The following is a 17,757-nucleotide window of genomic DNA, read 5'->3' as shown; positions in this document are numbered from 1 at the left end:
CCGAGATCTACACTTGATCCACACTTTTTCCCTACACGACGCTCTTCCGATCTATACTGCAACTCCTGCAGCTATTGTATATGCTATTACCCCTTCAACATTGTGGCCAAAATAATATCTTTTGTCATCTTCAATAGCAATATAAGAAAGAGAATTTTCGCCGTATTTATAAAGTAGTTTTCTTACCCTCTCCTTGTCAAATGCAGTGACAAAAGGCTGATAAACAAATGGTTTTAAAATAAAAAATAGTGCAACTAAAACCCCAGTCCAGTTTATTGCTATTTCAGTCTTTACAAAGACCAGTTCTTTCATTGATAAATGTCCTAACGTAGAAAAATCAATTAAAAACAACATTCTAAAAGTTCGTAAAACAGCATAACTCAATATGTTTACAGTTAAAGGCCTAATATTTACTTCATAAACCACAAAGCACGTATTCATAATAATCAAAAAAACAACTATTACACCAATAAATATACTATTCTTGAGACTTATTGGGTCAGACTCTCTTTTAAAATATTTATAATTAAAAATAAGAATGATGATAACAACAAATTCAACAATAATAACAGGCCTAAATAAACTGTGAAAGTTTATTACATGCATTAGCATTGAAACAGATAGCATACATATTGAAATTACCCATGCCATCTTCATCCTTTTGTATAATCTATAGCTTGTAAAAATCAATACAAATCCTGTAATAACAGAAATCGTTCTATGCAGTACTAATGTTTCGGGATTAAAAAAGTAAAAGTATTTGCTTATATACGAAATAACATAAATTTTATAGTAATATTCATACAATATATTCTCAATTCCTAACATTAGGGTAAGGAATACAGCAGTATTGATAATACTATTCCTAATAGTTTCGGTACTTACCCTTTTCAAAAAAACACTCCTTTACTTATTGTGTGATTATATATGTAACCTTGTTTAGGGTTACACTAGATTATTCTCTTGTACCAGTTCGTTATTGAAAGCTTCGATAGATTTTGCCTTATTTCATACTATATATTTATAACATTAAAAACAGATTAAAAATGTCTTAGCTTCAGTTTAAGAATCATGATAAAAAGTGATTATAGAAATGATAAAAATCACTTTTTAGTAAACTGATAGAGCAAAAATATTTTAATGTTCTATTAATTTCAAAATGTTTATTCTACAATTTATGAATAGTAGAATAATCATTTTTTATTTTACAAGTATGAATTTTCAGAACGCCTCTTTCTAAAATAAACAAATATTTACCTTCACTAATCTGTAGTGTAAATCTATCTATATTGAATATGTTACAAATACCTTATTTATTAAATAATTTAATCCTTCTTTAATGTTATAATGTAATAATTAAAATGCAGAGCAAAAAACTATAATACGATTTTCATGAAATATATCATGAATAAAGGGTAGGTAAGTTAATGAAAAACTATAAATTTAATTTGATTTTGGGTATAACGTCAGTAGTTATTTTTGTATTGTTTATTATATTATCACATGGGTGGATGGATTTAATTCATCAAATGAATAATTTACAAATTCAATGGATATTAGTTGCAGTTATGTGCATGCTATTATATTGGATTTTTGAAGCTAAAATTTTGCAAAGTATTGTATTGCTAACAAAAAAAGACTATAAATTAAAAGATGCGTTTAAAGTTACAATGATTGGGCAATATTTTAATTCTATTACTCCTTTTTCATCTGGTGGTCAACCAATGCAGTTCTATGCACTTATAAAACAAGGATTAGGAGCTGGTGAATCTGGTTCAGCTCTGATGATTAAATTTATTGTCTATCAAACAATATTAACTTTATATTCTTTAATTCTTATATTTTGGAAATTAGATCTTTTTAAAAGAAATACGAGCAATTTATTTTATTTGATAGGATTAGGATTTGCAGTTCATGCTAGTGTAATTATAAGTTTAATTGTATTTTCAAAATATCGTAAATTAACACATAAGTTCATAATAGTCTTATCTAAAATATTAAATAAGCTTAAATTAGTAAAAAATATGTCAAAGTTAGAAATACGCATTAATAATAATCTAGATCTGTTTCATAATAATATAGAAATAGCAAAACATAGCAAAAAATTAATTTTTAAAGTTATTATTTATACAATACTTCTACTTACAATATATTTTATTATTCCCTATTTTATTTATCTTAGTTTTGGTATGGAAGGTGCTAACATAGGTAGTATGATAGCAGGGACTGCATTTATTATGATGATAACCGCAGTTATACCATCACCTGGAGCTATGGGTGGTGCAGAAGGTGCTTTTTATATGCTTTTTAGTTTCTTTTTCGCATCTTATAATATAATGGCTGCTATATTATTGTGGAGATTAATTACATTTTACTCCTGTATAATATTTGGATTTTATTTTCTTAGGAAGAACTAATCAAACTAATTAATTTATATTAAATAAGTTAACTTTTCTAATAGACTTGCTTATTAAATTAATTTTATTAAGAAAAGTGAAATTTTTACTGATGCTTATTATCCTTTATATACAATAATATAAACTATTAAATCTCACTACTCGTGATATCATTTTCCGTTTATAATTTTTAATACAAAATTAAGGATTTTTTAATCTACTTTTAATTTTTTAACTATAAAATAAGAATATGGGAAAAATATATAATAGTTTGTTAATAAAATATAAACGTAGGGGAAGTGTAATCCCATGATAGTTAATAGTCATTTACTAATATCACAAATCTTATATAAGTACATATCTAATCATATGGGTTTCAAACTAGACAGGCTAGCATTTGCATACGGAAATATAATGCCTGATTTGAACAATAGCGATATTAACCGTTCACACACAGTAGATAAAAGCTTAGATATTGTTAATAAATATTCAGAAGGATTGATGGATCAAAACATTTCAATCAAAGAATTTTCAAGACGCTTAGGGGTTATTTGCCACTTTGGTTGTGATTATTTTTGTTTATATCATCAAGATGGTAATGAGAAAAAAAGTTTGTATAAACATATATTTTATGAAGTGATTTTACATATAAAATTACTATCGCTTTTTTTAAGAGGTAAGATAAAGTTTAATGATTATGAAATGAATGAAGATAACATAAAAGCTATAGTATTGAAGCTACAAAAAAAATATAATTTAGAGTTTAAAAACTTAATGAGAGATATAAACAATGATATATTGGTGATATTGCAAATTTCAAAATTAATAATATATTCGAGTCAATTATATTTTCAGCAAAAAGAAATTAATATTTCAAAAGAATATCAATTAAGATAAGTTAATGAATGATATATAATTATGAAGAAAAATTTAAAATATGTTATGTCCGTAAAATTAGAACAATAATATTTAACAGGACAAAAGCAATGAAAGTGTTGAAAATATCCATTGCTTTTGTTTTTTTGTCCTTTTTTCGTTTTTTATGATTCATTTTTGTATTTCACAATGATAACAAGCGTAATACAATTTCTAATCCTTTCAATATAACATTATCCAATTTTATAATAGCACTTAACTTATTATTTGGACTTATTTATATACGACTTTATCATCAGTTTAATTGAAAGGGGTTCTCACTAATTTCCCTTCACTTAATGATACAATTCCGCCACTATATAATTGAAGTAATGTACCTTTGTAAGTTATTTCTTTCCCTGTTTGTACTTCTATTAGATTTTTTTAATATTATCATTTTCATAAATTTGTCCACTAGCAGATTGATAAAATGTAACTATCAAATGTACCTAGAGCAAATAGGCCGAATAAAGATACTGAATTGTAGGCATAGCAGTTAAAAATGGAAGTAAAAGTGATAAGCTGTGATGGTGACGATTTTCAGATACAAGATGCTAAAAAAACATTGAACCCCTATAATTATTATATCAATTATTTATTCTTAATTGTCTCCAACACTTACGTTTCTGCCAGTTCACTGTTTAAGTATTTCCTTCATCAATAATAGCATGTGTAATTTTACATTTGCAAGAATTTGTTCTATGAGCTTATAACATTTTGCACCGATATTGTTATAAAATAGTTTTTGAAATATTTTATAACAATAATAAATAATAAATATTATACATATACTTGAATATATAAATTAAGTTCAAACCCAAATATTAAAATGATTGAGGCTAAATTATAATGAAATTTGAAAATAGAAGGAATATATTAATTCTAAATAAAAGAAGATTTGTTTTAGTCATAACAATTTTAATCGTTATCCTATTATGTTTAATATTTTATAATTCTAGTAGAATAAATAGTATCCTTCCTGCTAATGCAACAATGGATTTAAGTAAAAATGCAGTAAATTGTAACAAATTAAACATAAAATCGCCAACTATAGATGTCTATAAGCATATTTATAAGCCAGATGGACATAAAATAGCCTATCTTACTTTTGATGATGGTCCTTCAGCTAACATTACTCCTGATATTTTAAAGACTTTAGATAACTATAATATAAAGGCAACTTTTTTTATAGTTGGAAGTATGGCAATAAAATATCCTGATTTGGTAAAGAAGGAAGCAGCAGATAGACAATCTATTGGGAACCACACATATTCGCACAATTATAAATATATATACTCTAATACTAATACTTTTATAAGTGATGTTATTAAATGTGATACCGTATTAAAATCAATACTGGGTAGCAATTTCAATAGTAAATTAGTAAGATTCCCAGGTGGATCATTTGGCAAAAAACTCGAGTCTTTTAGAGTAGCACTTAAAAGTGATGGATACAATAATATAGATTGGAATGATTTAACTGGCGATGCAGAGGGACAAAATATTCCAGTAGATAAATTACTAAATAACCTTAAAAAGTATACTAAAGGAAAAGAACACGTAGTTATTTTAATGCATGATGCTTCTACCAAGGCAACAACTGTCCAGGCATTACCACAAGTTATCAAATATTTAAAAGCTCAAAAATATTCATTTAATACGCTCGACTGAAATCAAAGCCACTCGGATGCACATAAAACAGTAACTTCGTAACTTGTTACATTCCCTTGTTGGGTTAAGCAAAACTGAAAAATCCAGTAGAATAATTAATTTATTCTGCTGGATTTTTTGTATGCATTTTAGATTATTAACTTTGTGGTTTTTTTTCCTTTTTGACATCTGTATTCTCAATAGATTTTGGTAATATTGAACCTTTTCCACTTGCCATATTTGCAAGTACCATGCTCATTATACCTTCCATTGCGTTAGGTGTTTTTCCATCAGTTCCACCCATTATTATGGTTTGTGGTACAAGTGGAGACTTACTTATCTTTAGTGCCTCTGCAAATGCTATCATAACACTTTGCTTAACTTGTAAATCCGGGCCACCATAAGCCTCAACTAAAGCTCTTGCAGCTGTTCCCTTCGCTATTCCTACTTTTGTTTCTTGCTCAGCCGTAGCGTCTGCAACCGCTTTAATATTTAATGCCTTTGCTTTACCTACTGTTTCAAGGCTAAATGCCTCTGCACTAGCTTGTAGTTCTACTTGCTTAGCATTAGCACTCGCTGTTAATTCGATAGTCTTTGCTTGGGCTGCTGCCTGAGCCTCTTTAGTATATCTTTCAGCATCGGCTTCTTGTGTCCTTTTATATTTGTCTGCTTCGGAAAGTTTCTGCGTTTTTAATGCTAACTGTTCTGCCAATCTTAATTCAGATTTACCCTTATTATCAGCTACCTCTATATCAATACTTGATTGTGTAAGAGCTGATTGTGCCATTGCCTTTGCCTCTGCTTCATTTAATTCTCTTTGCTTTTCAGCTGATTTTTGTTTAGCTTCATTTGTCTTAATTTCTTCCATAGCTACTTGTCTATCCCTTAGTTGTGCAAGAATTTTTTCAATTCTTGTATCACTAGCTGAAGCGGCTGGTGTTCCTATTAATACTTCTTGAAGTTCTAAATCATATAGTTTAAATTTACTTGTCATTTCATCTGCTGCCTGTTGTTGAATTTGGCTTCTATCTTGAACTAATTCTATAAGAGTTTTCGTTTGACCAATATTTTTAAAGTAACCAGAAACCATAGGATCAAGAGATTGTTCAATAAGCATTTTTATATCTCCAAATCTTTGTATAACTGATGATGCTTTTCTATAATCAATGTTAAATACTACTGTAAGTGGTAAATTAGGTTCAAAAGCATCTTTAGTTATTAAACTAATTTCTTTTAAATTATCATCTAACTTGTGTACCCCATTTTGACCACTGATCCACTTAAGAATTACGTTTGTAGTAGGTACTGGCACAACTTTACCTGCATAAGTATTAAATGCATACTTTCCTGGCATCATAGAATCTCTCCAAATGCCCTTTTTCCCTTGTTCTACAAGTTCTCCATGAGAATACCCTGTACCTGAAACATCTTCACCTTTATCGCCAAAATAGCTTACCACAACCCCTACATAACCAATATCTATTATGCTTTTAGGTACTATATCAACACTTGCAAACATTCTATTAATAAAATAAACCCCATCTGTAAGTACTTGCATCTGTTTACCTTTTCTTCCATCTGCAGCTAAAAATTTTTCTGGCTCTTGGAAATTATTATGATAAAACTCATTATTTATACCTTCGCCAACAATAGGTGCTATAATTGCCCCATTGTCAGGTGTTGGTCCCTCATTAATAGTTACAATACCTATAGTATCACGACTACCTTGTTTATTTGCTGTTTTATTATATGACACATCTATTTCACTATTTTCATCCAGCTGAGTATTTTGCACTGAAACTTTTGAATTGGATATAATTACTGGACTAAAACCATTTTCTATAGATAAATCACTACGCATTGTTTCTATTTGTGCCGTTTCATCTTTTGAAGTAAATATTGAGTGCACCCTGTCTTTTGTAATTATAATAAATTGTGCTAGATTAAATGCGTACGTACCCTCACGAAGAATTTGTCTTTGCGGACCCTTTTGACCACCATTATTTAAAAATGCTACCACATCTTGAAATGATTTACTTTGTGGTATAACCCTACCAAGAGTTTGACCATCACCTAAACTTTCTCCAGACCTTGAAAACACATAAGCTATTTGCCCTTGTGGTATGGTTACTAGCCTTACCTTCTTAACCTTATATTTGAAACGTGTCTTAAAATGGACACCCGCTCTTAGAACTTCTGGTTGGTATCCTGCTTCTCCTTTTAGTGCTATAAGACCATCAGCAGGTACTGAGCCTCCTGAGCTCCACCACTTTTCAACAATACCTACTTCATCTGATCCTATACTTGTGGCACCTATGCCATAGGCTATTAAACTAAGTATTACAATAATTATTAGAATAAATATTCCTGGTATAATTAACGCTGTATACGAGCCCATAAATCCATCCCCCTTTTATTATGTTTTGTTATATTATATGTCAATATAATAGTATTTGTCTAGAACAAAATCTCCCTACGGTCGAGCATTAAAGTGATGCTCCACAAATAGTATGTCATCATCTTTTTATTTTCTAATATTATTCATTCAAAAAATTGTTTAGCTTTTTAAATGATATAAAACTAATCATTCAACATAATATTAATATCATAAATAGGCTTTGCCCTATTTATTTAAGCATTATTAGTGAAATAATGATATTATTTGTACAATTTAGAGACTCCTTTATGAATGATTAATCACAATGTAAGTTTACAAACCGTATATTATACTGTAAATAATGAAAAGGAAGAACATATATGGCATTAATTATATCAGCATTATTATTTAGTTTAGCTTCTAACCTAGATAACTTAGTTGTAGGAATAGCTTACGGGATAAAGGAAATAAAGATAGGGATAATTTCAAATCTTATAATAGCAATTTTAACCTCTACAGGAACATTTTTATCTATGTTAGTTGGAACGTATATATTAAAATTTTTGCCTCACTCTGTAGCTAATGGTCTAGGTGCTATAGTTATTATTATTTTGGGTACATATTTTGTGACCCAGAGCATAATAAAACTTATAAATAACTCCAAGTCAAAGGAACTTGCATTGAAGAATGCTACTGATATGATTGTATATGCTGAAAAATCTGATTTAGATAGCTCTGGTAACATAAATGTGAAGGAAGCTCTCATTGTAGCATTCGCATTAACCTTTAACAATTTAGGAACTGGAATGGCTGCAAGTATAACAGGAGTTAGTATTCAATTTACAGCAATAACTACATTTATATTAAGTATCCTTACAATTATATTTGGTGAAACTGTAGGTAATCATGTATTAGGTAAGGTTTTGGGTGAATATGCGCCATTATTTTCAGGTATATTGCTAATAATACTTGGTATTATTGAATTTTTTAATTAACATTAACAAATTGACAAACAGGACTTTGGAAAAGGTTGAGAAATATCTATTTTTCAAAATCACACATTTAGACATGTATCTATAAATTTGAGTTGTCTCAACATATTAGATGAATCTACCTATGAGCATTACACCATAGGTAGACGTTGTGGAACCTACACCGTCATTATCAATGATTAATATGATAGTTGAGTTTTAAACAGACCATAGGCTACACCGACTGAAAAATCATCAACACTAAGGGTTAAAGCAAAAATAAATACTGTTAAATATGCAGATAAATACTGTTGGGTACAATGGGCAAGTGAAAATTCGACAAAATATAATAAAGTATACCGATATTGGTGGAAGTTGTACAAATTATGTATCTCAATCAATTGGAAACAAAGAAGGTGGAGGTATAGAATTTGATGATATTGGGCAATGTCCTTACAACAAGCATGGGGAAATGTTCAAGATTTAAAGTTGTCAAGCTTTAATTGCTTTCTACTTTATCATATTAACCGATAGACCACTGAAAATTCTTCTAGGATATATGTATCTAAATAAGAAATATAAGAAATATAAGAAATTCTAAACGTAAATATTAAAATTTAGATAAAAAAATAAAAAGATCATTATCATAAAATCAGATAATGATCTTTAAAAATATTCACTAAATAAATTATCAATCAATCTATCAATAACAGTAATATATTTGTTATGTTGCTTTTCCTAGGGATGTAGATTCTCCCCTTTACACTTAAAATGATCTATTAAAATATTATTTGTTTTACATCGGAAGGCTTAATATTAGACCTAATTGTATAATTGATTAGATTATTAGCTTCGTCATACCGTGGGCTTACAGATAAAATATCCCAAACACTTTCTTTAAGCACACCCATTTTTAGTCTATAAAGGTGTGGTATCACTACTTTACTATCTTGTGGTAATTGTTGAAGAATTGCTATAAGATCTGAAACTATCATTTATATTTTCCCCCTCGTTTATGTCTAACTATAGTAGAAAGTCCTTATGGAACTTTTTAAATCATTTATGGTTATTTAAATCTATTTTCTTTACATATAATATGATTTATTTTATTAGAAGTACCCGTACATCAAAATATAAATTTTACCAAGCTATATGTACAAGTTGACACGGTAACTACCCTGTCACTACCCCAAAATAGACAGATAATGATTTAATTAATTTACTAAAGAAAGCCAATTGGAAGAAACAATCTTTAATATAAATGTAGTATAAAAAATAAGCCTGAAGCTAGTATTTAACCTAACTCTAGACTTGGACATTTAAACTCATATTTTATTCTCGTTAAGATGTTTATGGATTTCTTCTACGATTAATTTTATTTCTGCCATTTCTTCACTATGATTATGTCTTTGTTTTTTTGCAAGTGATTGTTCTTTTTTAACAATCTTAAGTTTCTTGTAATAACTTTGATTGAATATTGCCTTGTTTATTCGTTGTGTATCCAAGAAGAGGTAATGCACAAGCTTGTAATACTGCGGTACTCAAATATTGTATCCAAGCCATTATCGTAGCAGGCCTTTCAACAATTAATGGTGCTAACACCAAAAGAGTAATTATATAAAATACCGTCATAGAAGATAATCCATTTGAAAGTTTATCACCTATCCAATCATTAAATTTTTTCATGAATTATGTCCTCCATTATACAATATTATTACCTATCTTGTTTTAAAAATAGAACATACATATTATATCCGTTTATTCTGGTTTAAACATCAAATAAAATTTGAAAATTAATCCATAATTTAAATGTAAAATCCTTTATTATTAGAATAACATTGATAAAAGGTACTGCATAGAGGTGTACTCCTAAGTGTAAAAGAATAACTACTTCAACGATTAGTTGAAGTAGTTATTCTTTCAAGCGATTATAAAAAAACTACACACACCAGAGCAGCTTCACAATATAGCTTATGTTGTATGATTACGATTATACATTAAATATATCATTAGATGAAAAATGTGGGTTTAGAAGCATTGGGATAAGAGAAAAAGTCGCTAAAATGAAAAATGGTTGGATATACTTTTAATGGAACGTAGAAGTAAGACAGTTGGCGTAAAATAGATTAATTGAAAATTAATTCATAAAAGTCATTTAACATAATAAGTATGAATAAAATCTAAATATATCAATACCAACATCATTAGATAAGGGGGTACTTGTGACGACATACTTTCTGTAAACGGCCTTTTCAGTTTTTTTACTATGTTGCTCATTCTTTTCTATATCATCTTCTATTCGACCTATTCTGTCTGCGATTATGCATACTTTACATTCTTCTGCCATATCTATTACTCCTTTGTCTATCTATTTCTTATTATCATTTGTAAACCCTCAAGTTTTGCATTGAATGCTAATTACTAAGCTACATTATACTTGCTATAAAAAGCCACCGTCAACCCATAGAATCACCATTTCAAATTAATTTTGGGTATTAAAAAAGGCACTATCTTGAGTGTCTTATTTTTTATTATTCAATTTTTATTTTTATCATTCATTTTTTACTTTTTCATATTCTTTTGAATTTTTTCATTTATTATATCAGCTTGTAATTGAGTAATTACTTTATCTTTTACTAATTTACTTAATTTGTTAAAATTGCCTTTAACCTGTGACACATTTTTCTTTACTTCAGCCATTACTTTATCTGATTGGGTTTGCGTTATTGTCTTAGCTTTAACTAATACCTTAAGGGTGTCGGTATAAAGCAATTTCATATCCTCTGAGAGTGCTTTTACAGTATTATTAACTGCTGTTTTAGGAGTAACTATTGGTTTTTTAGTAGTTGGTTTTGTGGAACTACAACCAGCAAATAACATAGTAGATAAACTGACTATAATAAGAATTGAACTTATTTTTGTATTTTTCATTTTTACACCATCCTATTTATTTTATTATATTTATTTATCATTAGGATAATGTAATCGAAATATACTATTACTACTTTTATAAAAATTTTATGTTTATCAATAGACATTAAATAAGGTGCTATTTCTAATAGTCTAATACAGTCATTTTTTTTATTTGTAGCAGGGGCTCTAATTGATGCTGAGAAAACAGCAAATCGCAATACAACTTGATTCATCAATGCACCTTTTAAAAAGAAGACAGAAATATATTCAGAAACAAGAACCTCAATATAAGTTGTATTAATTTTTATGATTATTTTTATAATATATGTAATTATACTAGTTTAGTATTATGTATTAGAGCAGTAGATTATCTACTGCTCTCTTTTACATTATGTATCAGTTGGCGTTTGCCTTTATTAAGTTTCGCTATATAATTGGCAAGAATTATTTACTATATACAATAGTAAAGTGCGTTAATAACAAATACGAATTAAGAATTTAAAAAGGAGCTAATTTTCTTAGCTTCTTTCTTATTCTATTATAGCTAAATTTTATTTAATTCTTTTAAAGATTTATCTATTAATTCATCAAATGATTCTTTATCTTTTATTGTTTGAAAACGTAAAGCCATATCACCATTTGTAAAATATACTTTTTCAAAAATAGAATTATTATAATTATATAAGTCTTCTTTTTCTTTTATTGTTTCCATCATTTTGCATCCTCCATCATCCTGATGTTATTTATTTTATTTACTCTATTATTTGATTAAGTGCATACAAATATACTTTTCTTGATAAATTTTTATTACAACATACTTCTATTTTGACAAATAAAAAAGCACCCACAACGGGATGCTCTGATCAATATTTTTTGTAAATCAATTGCACCTATTAACCCTACTTCTTCATACCTTTTTCAACTTTTTCATTTATCTTATTTGTTTATTACTTTTTTTTGACTGGGTCTGTGTTATCGTCTTAGCAGCAACTAATCCCTTAATAGTATCAGCATAAATCATTCACATATCTTCATTTGATTATCTTAGTATTTTATATAACACAACAAATAGTTTCACTACATAATATTACAACATTGTGCAGGTAGCAATTTATCTAATAATGTTACTTAAGAGTTTATGTTCTACAGATTAATTGATTTTTTAATAATTTATTAAATCTGTAATTAAAGAAGATAAACATAAGAAGAGCATCAACTCCCCATTACAGCGCAATAATACACCATACAGCTGTAACTGGATATTTTAAAATATTAATAAAATAATAGGTTAGGGGCAATCTTATAATCCAGCTTGTAAAACAACAAATGAAAAACGGACTCTTAACGTCTCCTATACCCTTTAATGCGCCTTCAAATACTATAGATATACCTATAAACGGTTGCTCTATTGCTCCGATGAAAAGACACCTACCAGCTAAATAAGCAACTCTTTTTTCATAATTATTCACAAAAAAATTCACCAGAATGTTAGGCATAACTAAGAATATTATTGCAAATATGCCCATTATAAATACTGCATAAAAAACACAGTTAAAAGCAGCTTTTTCAGCTTTTTTAGCTTTTTTATAATCCTTTTTTCCTACGTTAAGTCCTACTAAAGTAATAACCGCAATACCAAATCCAATACTTGGCATAACTGAAAGTCCTTATATCATATTAGCTATTTCATCCGATGCAAATGCAACACTCCCAGAATGAATTATAATAGCAACACATATCAATTTGCTGATACTAAATACAGCTTCCTCCATGGAACAAGGAATAGCTAATGCTAATATTTTTTTTATGTTTTTAAAAGAAATTGAAAAAATATAAAATGGTTTAAACTTAATTTTTGCCTTGAACACAGTATAGTAGAAAGAAAAAACAAATCCACATAAATAAGCGATTGTAGAGGCTATAGCAGATCCATCTATTCCCCTTGCCTTAAACACAATACCAAAAATCAGTAAATAGCTTAAAATTATCTTAAAAGAAAATAAACTAAGGAACATACAAATGGTGTAAAAGTGTTTCCATATCCAATTAAAATAGAATTTAAAAGTCTCATATTTATACAAAAAATATAGCTATTGAGTTAATTCTTATAAATGAGTTTCCTATTTCTAAAATTTTATTTCTAGCTCCAAGTATATAAAGAAGCTCTTTACCAAAGAAAAAACTATAATTATAATAATTAAACAAGTACTAAAACCTAAAATAAATCCTAATGAAGCAAATTTTTCAGCAACATTATATTGCTTTGCACCTACTAGTCTAGAAACTAATGAAACAATACTTATACAAAATCCCCCTGAAATAAATATCCCCATAAATGCATTTGTTAAATTATTACTTAACCCTACAGCACTTACCGCTATATTCCCACCATATCTACTAATCATCATTAAATCGAAAATAGACATTAGCGTATATATTGTTATCTCCGCAACTACAGGTAGCGAAGTATTGAGGACATTATTTGTTATATCCCTATTCTCCATATATTAGCTACCTCACAAAAATTAATTACATTATAAAGTATATTAGCTAAATTTATTTTGATGAACAATTTTCCAAAAAATCAAATTAACGCCTCTTTTATTTTTGCAAGAAATTCTATTAATGTGGAATACTAAATCCACGTTTATTTTTAAATAACTTGGAGGTGAATAGAATTCATGAGAAACTATACTCACAAAATCCGTATTCCTATTATTATTCTGTCTTTTGTTTTATTAGCAAGTTTGTTTGGCTATAAATGTTGTAATCTTTTTGCAAATAAAGATAAGGCTATTTCTACAGTAGCTCTAGAGAATTCTGATACAACTGAAATGACAAAATTACTCGAAAATATTTATAAAAATCGTTGTTCCATGTTTATTACCAAAGATATTACTAATCTCTCCAATTATTATGATACTTCTCAAAAACTTGGAAAGTGGAGTTTGGAGCACGAAGTTAAAAGACTTAGTTATTTTAATGATTGGTCAACTCAAAGAAGCATGAATTTTATAAAAGTTGAATCTAATCCCAAAATCAGAAAGATAACTACTACCAAAAGAGGTCTTCGATTATTGGTTGATGAATATTATAAGTTCCAATATAATTATAAAAATGATAAAACACCTACTACAAATATCTTTGGAGTGGGATTAACACACTCTATGGAACTTATAAAAAAAGGAGATAAATGGATAATTTATTCTGATTACTATTTAGATTGTTTTGAAGATGCATTAAAATCTTATTCAGGAGAAATAAAAGACGTTAAGCTTAAGGCTGATAAAGACCCTATTTATATACTCGAAAATTGTCCTAAAACACCCTCTGAACCCAAGGTTGTTACCAAAGGTCATTATGACAAACTAAATGCTGTCAAATATGCAGATAAATACTGTGGAATACCATGGGCAAGTGGCAATTCAACAAAATATAATAAAATATACAAAAACTATACTGGCATTGGTGGAAATTGTACTAATTATGTATCTCAATCAATCGGAGATAAAAACGGTGGTAGTCTAAGGTTTGATGATACTTGGAATTGTACTTATCAAAGATATGGTGGAGCTGAAGGAAGTTCAGCATGGGTTAATGCTGATGCATTTAAAAAATATTTAACTTACTGTGGGAAGGGAAAAATAGTTGGGAAAGGAACATTTAAGGAGTTAGTTTCCCCAATTCCCGGCTATCCATGTGGCGCAATACAAAAATTAGATATAGGAGATCTTATATGTTATGCCATAGGTAATGATATAGACCATTTTGCTATAGTAACTGGTTTTGACTCTCATGGTTATCCTCTTGTTAATACCCATACTATTGACAGATATCGTGTGCCTTGGGATTTAGGCTGGGGTGATAAAAATATTAATTTCTACTTAATACATGTAAAATAAAAATGTCTTGCTAATAAGGAGGATTTCTAATGAAGTCTAGATTCATATTATTTACAGCAGCTATAATCATATTAATGATACTATTTGTAGGTTGTAGTAAGCGACCTACAATTTCAAAACAAACAACATCACCTAAAACAGGGCAAACAGGGAAAACAGTCTCAATGGTAAGTACTGTAGCTGATTTTGAAAAGGCAATAAGTAATGAGGGTACTTGGTGTATCGCAATAACAAAAAATCTAACTATTAATAAAAATCTCATACTTAATGGTGATTATAAAAGCGGTAAAAAAGATGCTACTGGTAAGGCTATTTTAGAACGCAAGATAGATTTATACGGTCAAGACGAGGATAAGAGCAGATTAACTTTGACTGTGCCAAAATTGACTGTCAATAGTCCTCAAACCAGTATAGAATATGGAACATTCAAAGGAAATATTTATGTTTCGTCAAACAACTTTCATTTAATAAAAACTATAGTTAAGGGGAATGTGTATTTCACTACCGATGAAGCTAAATCTACATTCAAAATGGATACCACAAGTATAGTTTCTGGAAAAAAAGAATTAAAAAAGTAATATAATATTTAATAAAAACAAAATCAATTAGCCAATTAATTAGTTAACTAATTTTTGTTTTTATTTTATCATTATATGTTGCTTTGTTTAATTCATTTTATTTTTTACCTCTTGTCTAATATCATTATTAGTATTAATAATCTTTTCTTCATTTATGCTTAATGAGAGTATGATTATATAATTAAATTCATCGTATATTGCATTAAATTCCACTTATTATATAGGTTAATTTAGATAATAATAAATAGTAAGTTTAAGTTTATATATCTTAAAGCTTAACAATATATAGCAAGGAGAAAATATGAGAAAGAAAAGTTTAATTATGTTTATAGGTTTATTACTTATGTCTTGTTTTTTAGGTAGTCAAGTAGCCTTAGGCCATTCTACACTAATCAAAATCAATGAAAAAGTAATATACTTAACCTTTGATGACGGACCTAGTATTATGACAGATAAAGTTTTAGATATACTTAAAGAAAATGATGTCAAAGCAACTTTTTTTCTTATTGGAAATCAAATTAAGGGACAAGAAGCTGTGGTAAAAAGAATATATACTGAAGAGCATAGTATAGGGCTTCATACTTATACGCACACATATAAGAAAATATACTCTAGTAGAAAAGGTTTTATATCTGAAATGTTGAAATCTCAGGATGAAATTAGTACTATTACGGGATTTAAGCCAACAATAATAAGATTCCCTTCTGGCAGTTGCAAACATTTAACCAAGACTTTTTTAGAACAACTTCATGGCTATAATCTTAAAGTATACGATTGGAATGCTGTAATGTCAGATGGAATCAATTGTAAAACTCCTCCTGACAAGCTGTATAGAGAAGCAACAAAAACTACAGTTAGAGAGCATCCTATAATACTGCTTATGCATTGTGATTATATGCATAAAAACACATGTAAGGCGCTACCTAGAGTAATAAAATTTTATAAGGATAATGGATATGAATTTAAAATTATTAATGATAAAACACCTGAAAATTACTTTCCTATTAAAAGTAATAAATAATCCATCATAAAACATTTTAGGAATTAATATTTTGTCTTCATAAGAATGTAGAATGAGACAAGTTCCTGCTAATGCAGTACTGTTCGTATTGCCATATATAATAAACTATGTAAATAATTATGCCCTCTAATTGAATGAATCTAACTAGAGGACATAATTCTACAACTAGAAATTATTTTTTGATTTTTATTAACTCTATTGATATTAAATGTTTATTCTTTGAGTATACTAGGTATTTTATGATCCGACAGCACGCTATTATAAAACTTAATTAAAAATCATTACTTATGGAATATTTAGATGTCATTGTGTTATATTTACACTAAGTCTAGGCTATGCCAATTCCTTAAAGATTTCAATCTGAATGTACCAACTTCTATATTAAAGAGAAAAATCATGTTACCCTCTAATAGACACAATCAAATTCTCCTGGTTGATCTATGATTTTTCTTAAATCACCTTGACCTGTCCTAAGATACAATGACTTTTTAGTTTGTACTGATGGAGAGGAAGGTTACCAGGCAATGAGTTCAATATTATAAATAAGAGGAGAACCTAGATTTGATTCTATGCAAGTTATGTTTATGAATGTACTATATTTATAATATACCATATAAAATAAAACAATACCTTCAATGAGATAATCACTTCGTTAAATTTAACTGAATGCTTAACAAGACTTATAATTAAACAGTTTCTTGCGTAATGTAAGAATAATAAATTCTTCTTACATGTAGTAATTATTAAGATCACTAAAATTTTGTTATTGTATCTTCTAAATCTTCTATAATTTAAAAAAAGGCCACTAATATTTACATAAATAGTTATCAATAAAAAAGTAAAACATTCTAAATAAGTAGCATAAAAAAAGACAAATGCCGTGAAACGAACTTTCACGACATTTGTTATATACTTATTATGTGGTATGTTAAATTCACTCCGTTATACCGCAATTCATTAACTCAAACCTTATATTAAACTTCTTCTTCAAATATTGGAGCATTTATAAGTGTAGCAAATATTAACTCATGGTA

17 protein-coding genes are annotated in these 17,757 nt (G+C 28.3%); 8 read left to right on the top strand and 9 right to left on the bottom strand.

The window, feature by feature from the left end; genetic code table 11:
- The first annotated feature begins 1,427 nt into the window (after nucleotides 1–1,427).
- The 3 genes from Q0649_RS16760 to Q0649_RS16750 all read left to right on the top strand — a co-directional run bounded on the left by Q0649_RS16760 (nucleotide 1,428) and on the right by Q0649_RS16750 (nucleotide 4,982).
- Nucleotides 1,428–2,417 (top strand): lysylphosphatidylglycerol synthase transmembrane domain-containing protein, encoded by a 990-nt coding sequence (locus Q0649_RS16760; protein WP_298844668.1) that lies wholly within the window; start codon nucleotides 1,428–1,430, stop codon nucleotides 2,415–2,417.
- A gap of 288 nt (nucleotides 2,418–2,705) precedes the next feature.
- Nucleotides 2,706–3,293 carry a zinc dependent phospholipase C family protein gene (locus Q0649_RS16755; protein WP_298844665.1) on the top strand — a complete coding sequence of 196 codons (588 nt, stop codon included), beginning with the start codon at nucleotides 2,706–2,708 and terminating at the stop codon, nucleotides 3,291–3,293.
- Between the two features lie 1,011 nt (nucleotides 3,294–4,304).
- The gene (locus tag Q0649_RS16750; RefSeq protein ID WP_298844664.1) at nucleotides 4,305–4,982 is read left to right on the top strand and encodes a polysaccharide deacetylase family protein; all 678 of its coding nucleotides are present in this window, start codon (nucleotides 4,305–4,307) and stop codon (nucleotides 4,980–4,982) included.
- Nucleotides 4,983–5,118: 136 nt separating this feature from the next.
- Here the strand turns inward: Q0649_RS16750 and Q0649_RS16745 are convergent, their stop codons facing one another.
- Nucleotides 5,119–7,359, bottom strand: coding sequence for a flotillin family protein (locus Q0649_RS16745; protein WP_298844661.1), 2,241 nt, complete (start codon nucleotides 7,357–7,359; stop codon nucleotides 5,119–5,121).
- 359 nt (nucleotides 7,360–7,718) lie between these two features.
- Here Q0649_RS16745 and ytaF point away from each other — a divergent pair, with 359 nt between their 5' ends.
- Both ytaF and Q0649_RS16735 read left to right on the top strand, forming a co-directional pair.
- Nucleotides 7,719–8,333 carry a sporulation membrane protein YtaF gene (gene ytaF, locus Q0649_RS16740; RefSeq protein WP_298844659.1) on the top strand — a complete coding sequence of 205 codons (615 nt, stop codon included), beginning with the start codon at nucleotides 7,719–7,721 and terminating at the stop codon, nucleotides 8,331–8,333.
- A 271-nt stretch (nucleotides 8,334–8,604) separates the two neighbouring features.
- Nucleotides 8,605–8,796: an amidase domain-containing protein gene (locus Q0649_RS16735; protein WP_298844656.1), complete on the top strand. Its 192-nt coding sequence runs from the start codon at nucleotides 8,605–8,607 to the stop codon at nucleotides 8,794–8,796.
- A 292-nt stretch (nucleotides 8,797–9,088) separates the two neighbouring features.
- Here the strand turns inward: Q0649_RS16735 and Q0649_RS16730 are convergent, their stop codons facing one another.
- From Q0649_RS16730 to Q0649_RS16690, 8 genes are all read right to left on the bottom strand, one after another.
- On the bottom strand, nucleotides 9,089–9,304 hold the full coding sequence (locus Q0649_RS16730; protein ID WP_298844654.1) for a hypothetical protein: 216 nt from the start codon (nucleotides 9,302–9,304) through the stop codon (nucleotides 9,089–9,091).
- Nucleotides 9,305–9,755: 451 nt separating this feature from the next.
- Nucleotides 9,756–9,995 carry a hypothetical protein gene (locus Q0649_RS16725; RefSeq protein ID WP_298844651.1) on the bottom strand — a complete coding sequence of 80 codons (240 nt, stop codon included), beginning with the start codon at nucleotides 9,993–9,995 and terminating at the stop codon, nucleotides 9,756–9,758.
- Between the two features lie 469 nt (nucleotides 9,996–10,464).
- Nucleotides 10,465–10,656 (bottom strand): hypothetical protein, encoded by a 192-nt coding sequence (locus Q0649_RS16715; RefSeq protein ID WP_298844648.1) that lies wholly within the window; start codon nucleotides 10,654–10,656, stop codon nucleotides 10,465–10,467.
- A 215-nt stretch (nucleotides 10,657–10,871) separates the two neighbouring features.
- On the bottom strand, nucleotides 10,872–11,240 hold the full coding sequence (locus tag Q0649_RS16710; protein ID WP_298844645.1) for a hypothetical protein: 369 nt from the start codon (nucleotides 11,238–11,240) through the stop codon (nucleotides 10,872–10,874).
- A 526-nt stretch (nucleotides 11,241–11,766) separates the two neighbouring features.
- Nucleotides 11,767–11,937, bottom strand: coding sequence for a hypothetical protein (locus Q0649_RS16705; RefSeq protein ID WP_298844642.1), 171 nt, complete (start codon nucleotides 11,935–11,937; stop codon nucleotides 11,767–11,769).
- 508 nt (nucleotides 11,938–12,445) lie between these two features.
- On the bottom strand, nucleotides 12,446–12,877 hold the full coding sequence (locus Q0649_RS16700; protein WP_298844639.1) for an MATE family efflux transporter: 432 nt from the start codon (nucleotides 12,875–12,877) through the stop codon (nucleotides 12,446–12,448).
- 12 nt (nucleotides 12,878–12,889) lie between these two features.
- Nucleotides 12,890–13,237 (bottom strand): hypothetical protein, encoded by a 348-nt coding sequence (locus Q0649_RS16695; protein WP_298844636.1) that lies wholly within the window; start codon nucleotides 13,235–13,237, stop codon nucleotides 12,890–12,892.
- Between the two features lie 111 nt (nucleotides 13,238–13,348).
- A complete protein-coding gene (locus Q0649_RS16690) occupies nucleotides 13,349–13,726 on the bottom strand; it encodes an MATE family efflux transporter (RefSeq protein ID WP_298844634.1) in 378 nt (125 codons plus the stop codon).
- Between the two features lie 177 nt (nucleotides 13,727–13,903).
- Between Q0649_RS16690 and Q0649_RS16685 the strand changes: the two genes are divergently transcribed.
- The 3 genes from Q0649_RS16685 (at nucleotide 13,904) to Q0649_RS16675 (ending at nucleotide 16,723) form a co-directional block, all read left to right on the top strand.
- Nucleotides 13,904–15,124, top strand: coding sequence for an amidase domain-containing protein (locus Q0649_RS16685; RefSeq protein WP_298844633.1), 1,221 nt, complete (start codon nucleotides 13,904–13,906; stop codon nucleotides 15,122–15,124).
- Between the two features lie 29 nt (nucleotides 15,125–15,153).
- Nucleotides 15,154–15,702: a hypothetical protein gene (locus Q0649_RS16680; RefSeq protein WP_298844631.1), complete on the top strand. Its 549-nt coding sequence runs from the start codon at nucleotides 15,154–15,156 to the stop codon at nucleotides 15,700–15,702.
- A gap of 301 nt (nucleotides 15,703–16,003) precedes the next feature.
- Nucleotides 16,004–16,723, top strand: a complete 720-nt coding sequence (locus Q0649_RS16675; protein ID WP_298844630.1) for a polysaccharide deacetylase family protein — start codon at nucleotides 16,004–16,006, stop codon at nucleotides 16,721–16,723.
- Nucleotides 16,724–17,757 lie beyond the last annotated feature (1,034 nt).

The organism is uncultured Clostridium sp., from assembly GCF_937920395.1.
GTDB lineage: Bacteria > Bacillota > Clostridia > Clostridiales > Clostridiaceae > Clostridium_AD.
Note: the sequence above shows the minus strand (reverse complement) of the source record. Positions and strands in the feature narration are given on the sequence as shown.

Excerpts from the sequence above, each read along its gene's own strand:
- Q0649_RS16695 (WP_298844636.1), bottom strand. The coding sequence starts at position 13,237 with ATGTTCCTTAGTTTATTTTCTTTTAAGATAATTTTAAGCTATTTACTG.
- Q0649_RS16700 (WP_298844639.1), bottom strand. The coding sequence starts at position 12,877 with ATGCCAAGTATTGGATTTGGTATTGCGGTTATTACTTTAGTAGGACTT.
- Q0649_RS16680 (WP_298844631.1), top strand. The coding sequence starts at position 15,154 with ATGAAGTCTAGATTCATATTATTTACAGCAGCTATAATCATATTAATG.
- Q0649_RS16745 (WP_298844661.1), bottom strand. The coding sequence starts at position 7,359 with ATGGGCTCGTATACAGCGTTAATTATACCAGGAATATTTATTCTAATA.
- Q0649_RS16760 (WP_298844668.1), top strand. The coding sequence starts at position 1,428 with ATGAAAAACTATAAATTTAATTTGATTTTGGGTATAACGTCAGTAGTT.
- Q0649_RS16685 (WP_298844633.1), top strand. The coding sequence starts at position 13,904 with ATGAGAAACTATACTCACAAAATCCGTATTCCTATTATTATTCTGTCT.
- Q0649_RS16715 (WP_298844648.1), bottom strand. The coding sequence starts at position 10,656 with ATGGCAGAAGAATGTAAAGTATGCATAATCGCAGACAGAATAGGTCGA.
- Q0649_RS16735 (WP_298844656.1), top strand. The coding sequence starts at position 8,605 with ATGCAGATAAATACTGTTGGGTACAATGGGCAAGTGAAAATTCGACAA.
- Q0649_RS16690 (WP_298844634.1), bottom strand. The coding sequence starts at position 13,726 with ATGGAGAATAGGGATATAACAAATAATGTCCTCAATACTTCGCTACCT.
- Q0649_RS16755 (WP_298844665.1), top strand. The coding sequence starts at position 2,706 with ATGATAGTTAATAGTCATTTACTAATATCACAAATCTTATATAAGTAC.
- Q0649_RS16710 (WP_298844645.1), bottom strand. The coding sequence starts at position 11,240 with ATGAAAAATACAAAAATAAGTTCAATTCTTATTATAGTCAGTTTATCT.
- ytaF (WP_298844659.1), top strand. The coding sequence starts at position 7,719 with ATGGCATTAATTATATCAGCATTATTATTTAGTTTAGCTTCTAACCTA.
- Q0649_RS16705 (WP_298844642.1), bottom strand. The coding sequence starts at position 11,937 with ATGATGGAAACAATAAAAGAAAAAGAAGACTTATATAATTATAATAAT.
- Q0649_RS16750 (WP_298844664.1), top strand. The coding sequence starts at position 4,305 with ATGGATTTAAGTAAAAATGCAGTAAATTGTAACAAATTAAACATAAAA.
- Q0649_RS16730 (WP_298844654.1), bottom strand. The coding sequence starts at position 9,304 with ATGATAGTTTCAGATCTTATAGCAATTCTTCAACAATTACCACAAGAT.
- Q0649_RS16725 (WP_298844651.1), bottom strand. The coding sequence starts at position 9,995 with ATGAAAAAATTTAATGATTGGATAGGTGATAAACTTTCAAATGGATTA.
- Q0649_RS16675 (WP_298844630.1), top strand. The coding sequence starts at position 16,004 with ATGAGAAAGAAAAGTTTAATTATGTTTATAGGTTTATTACTTATGTCT.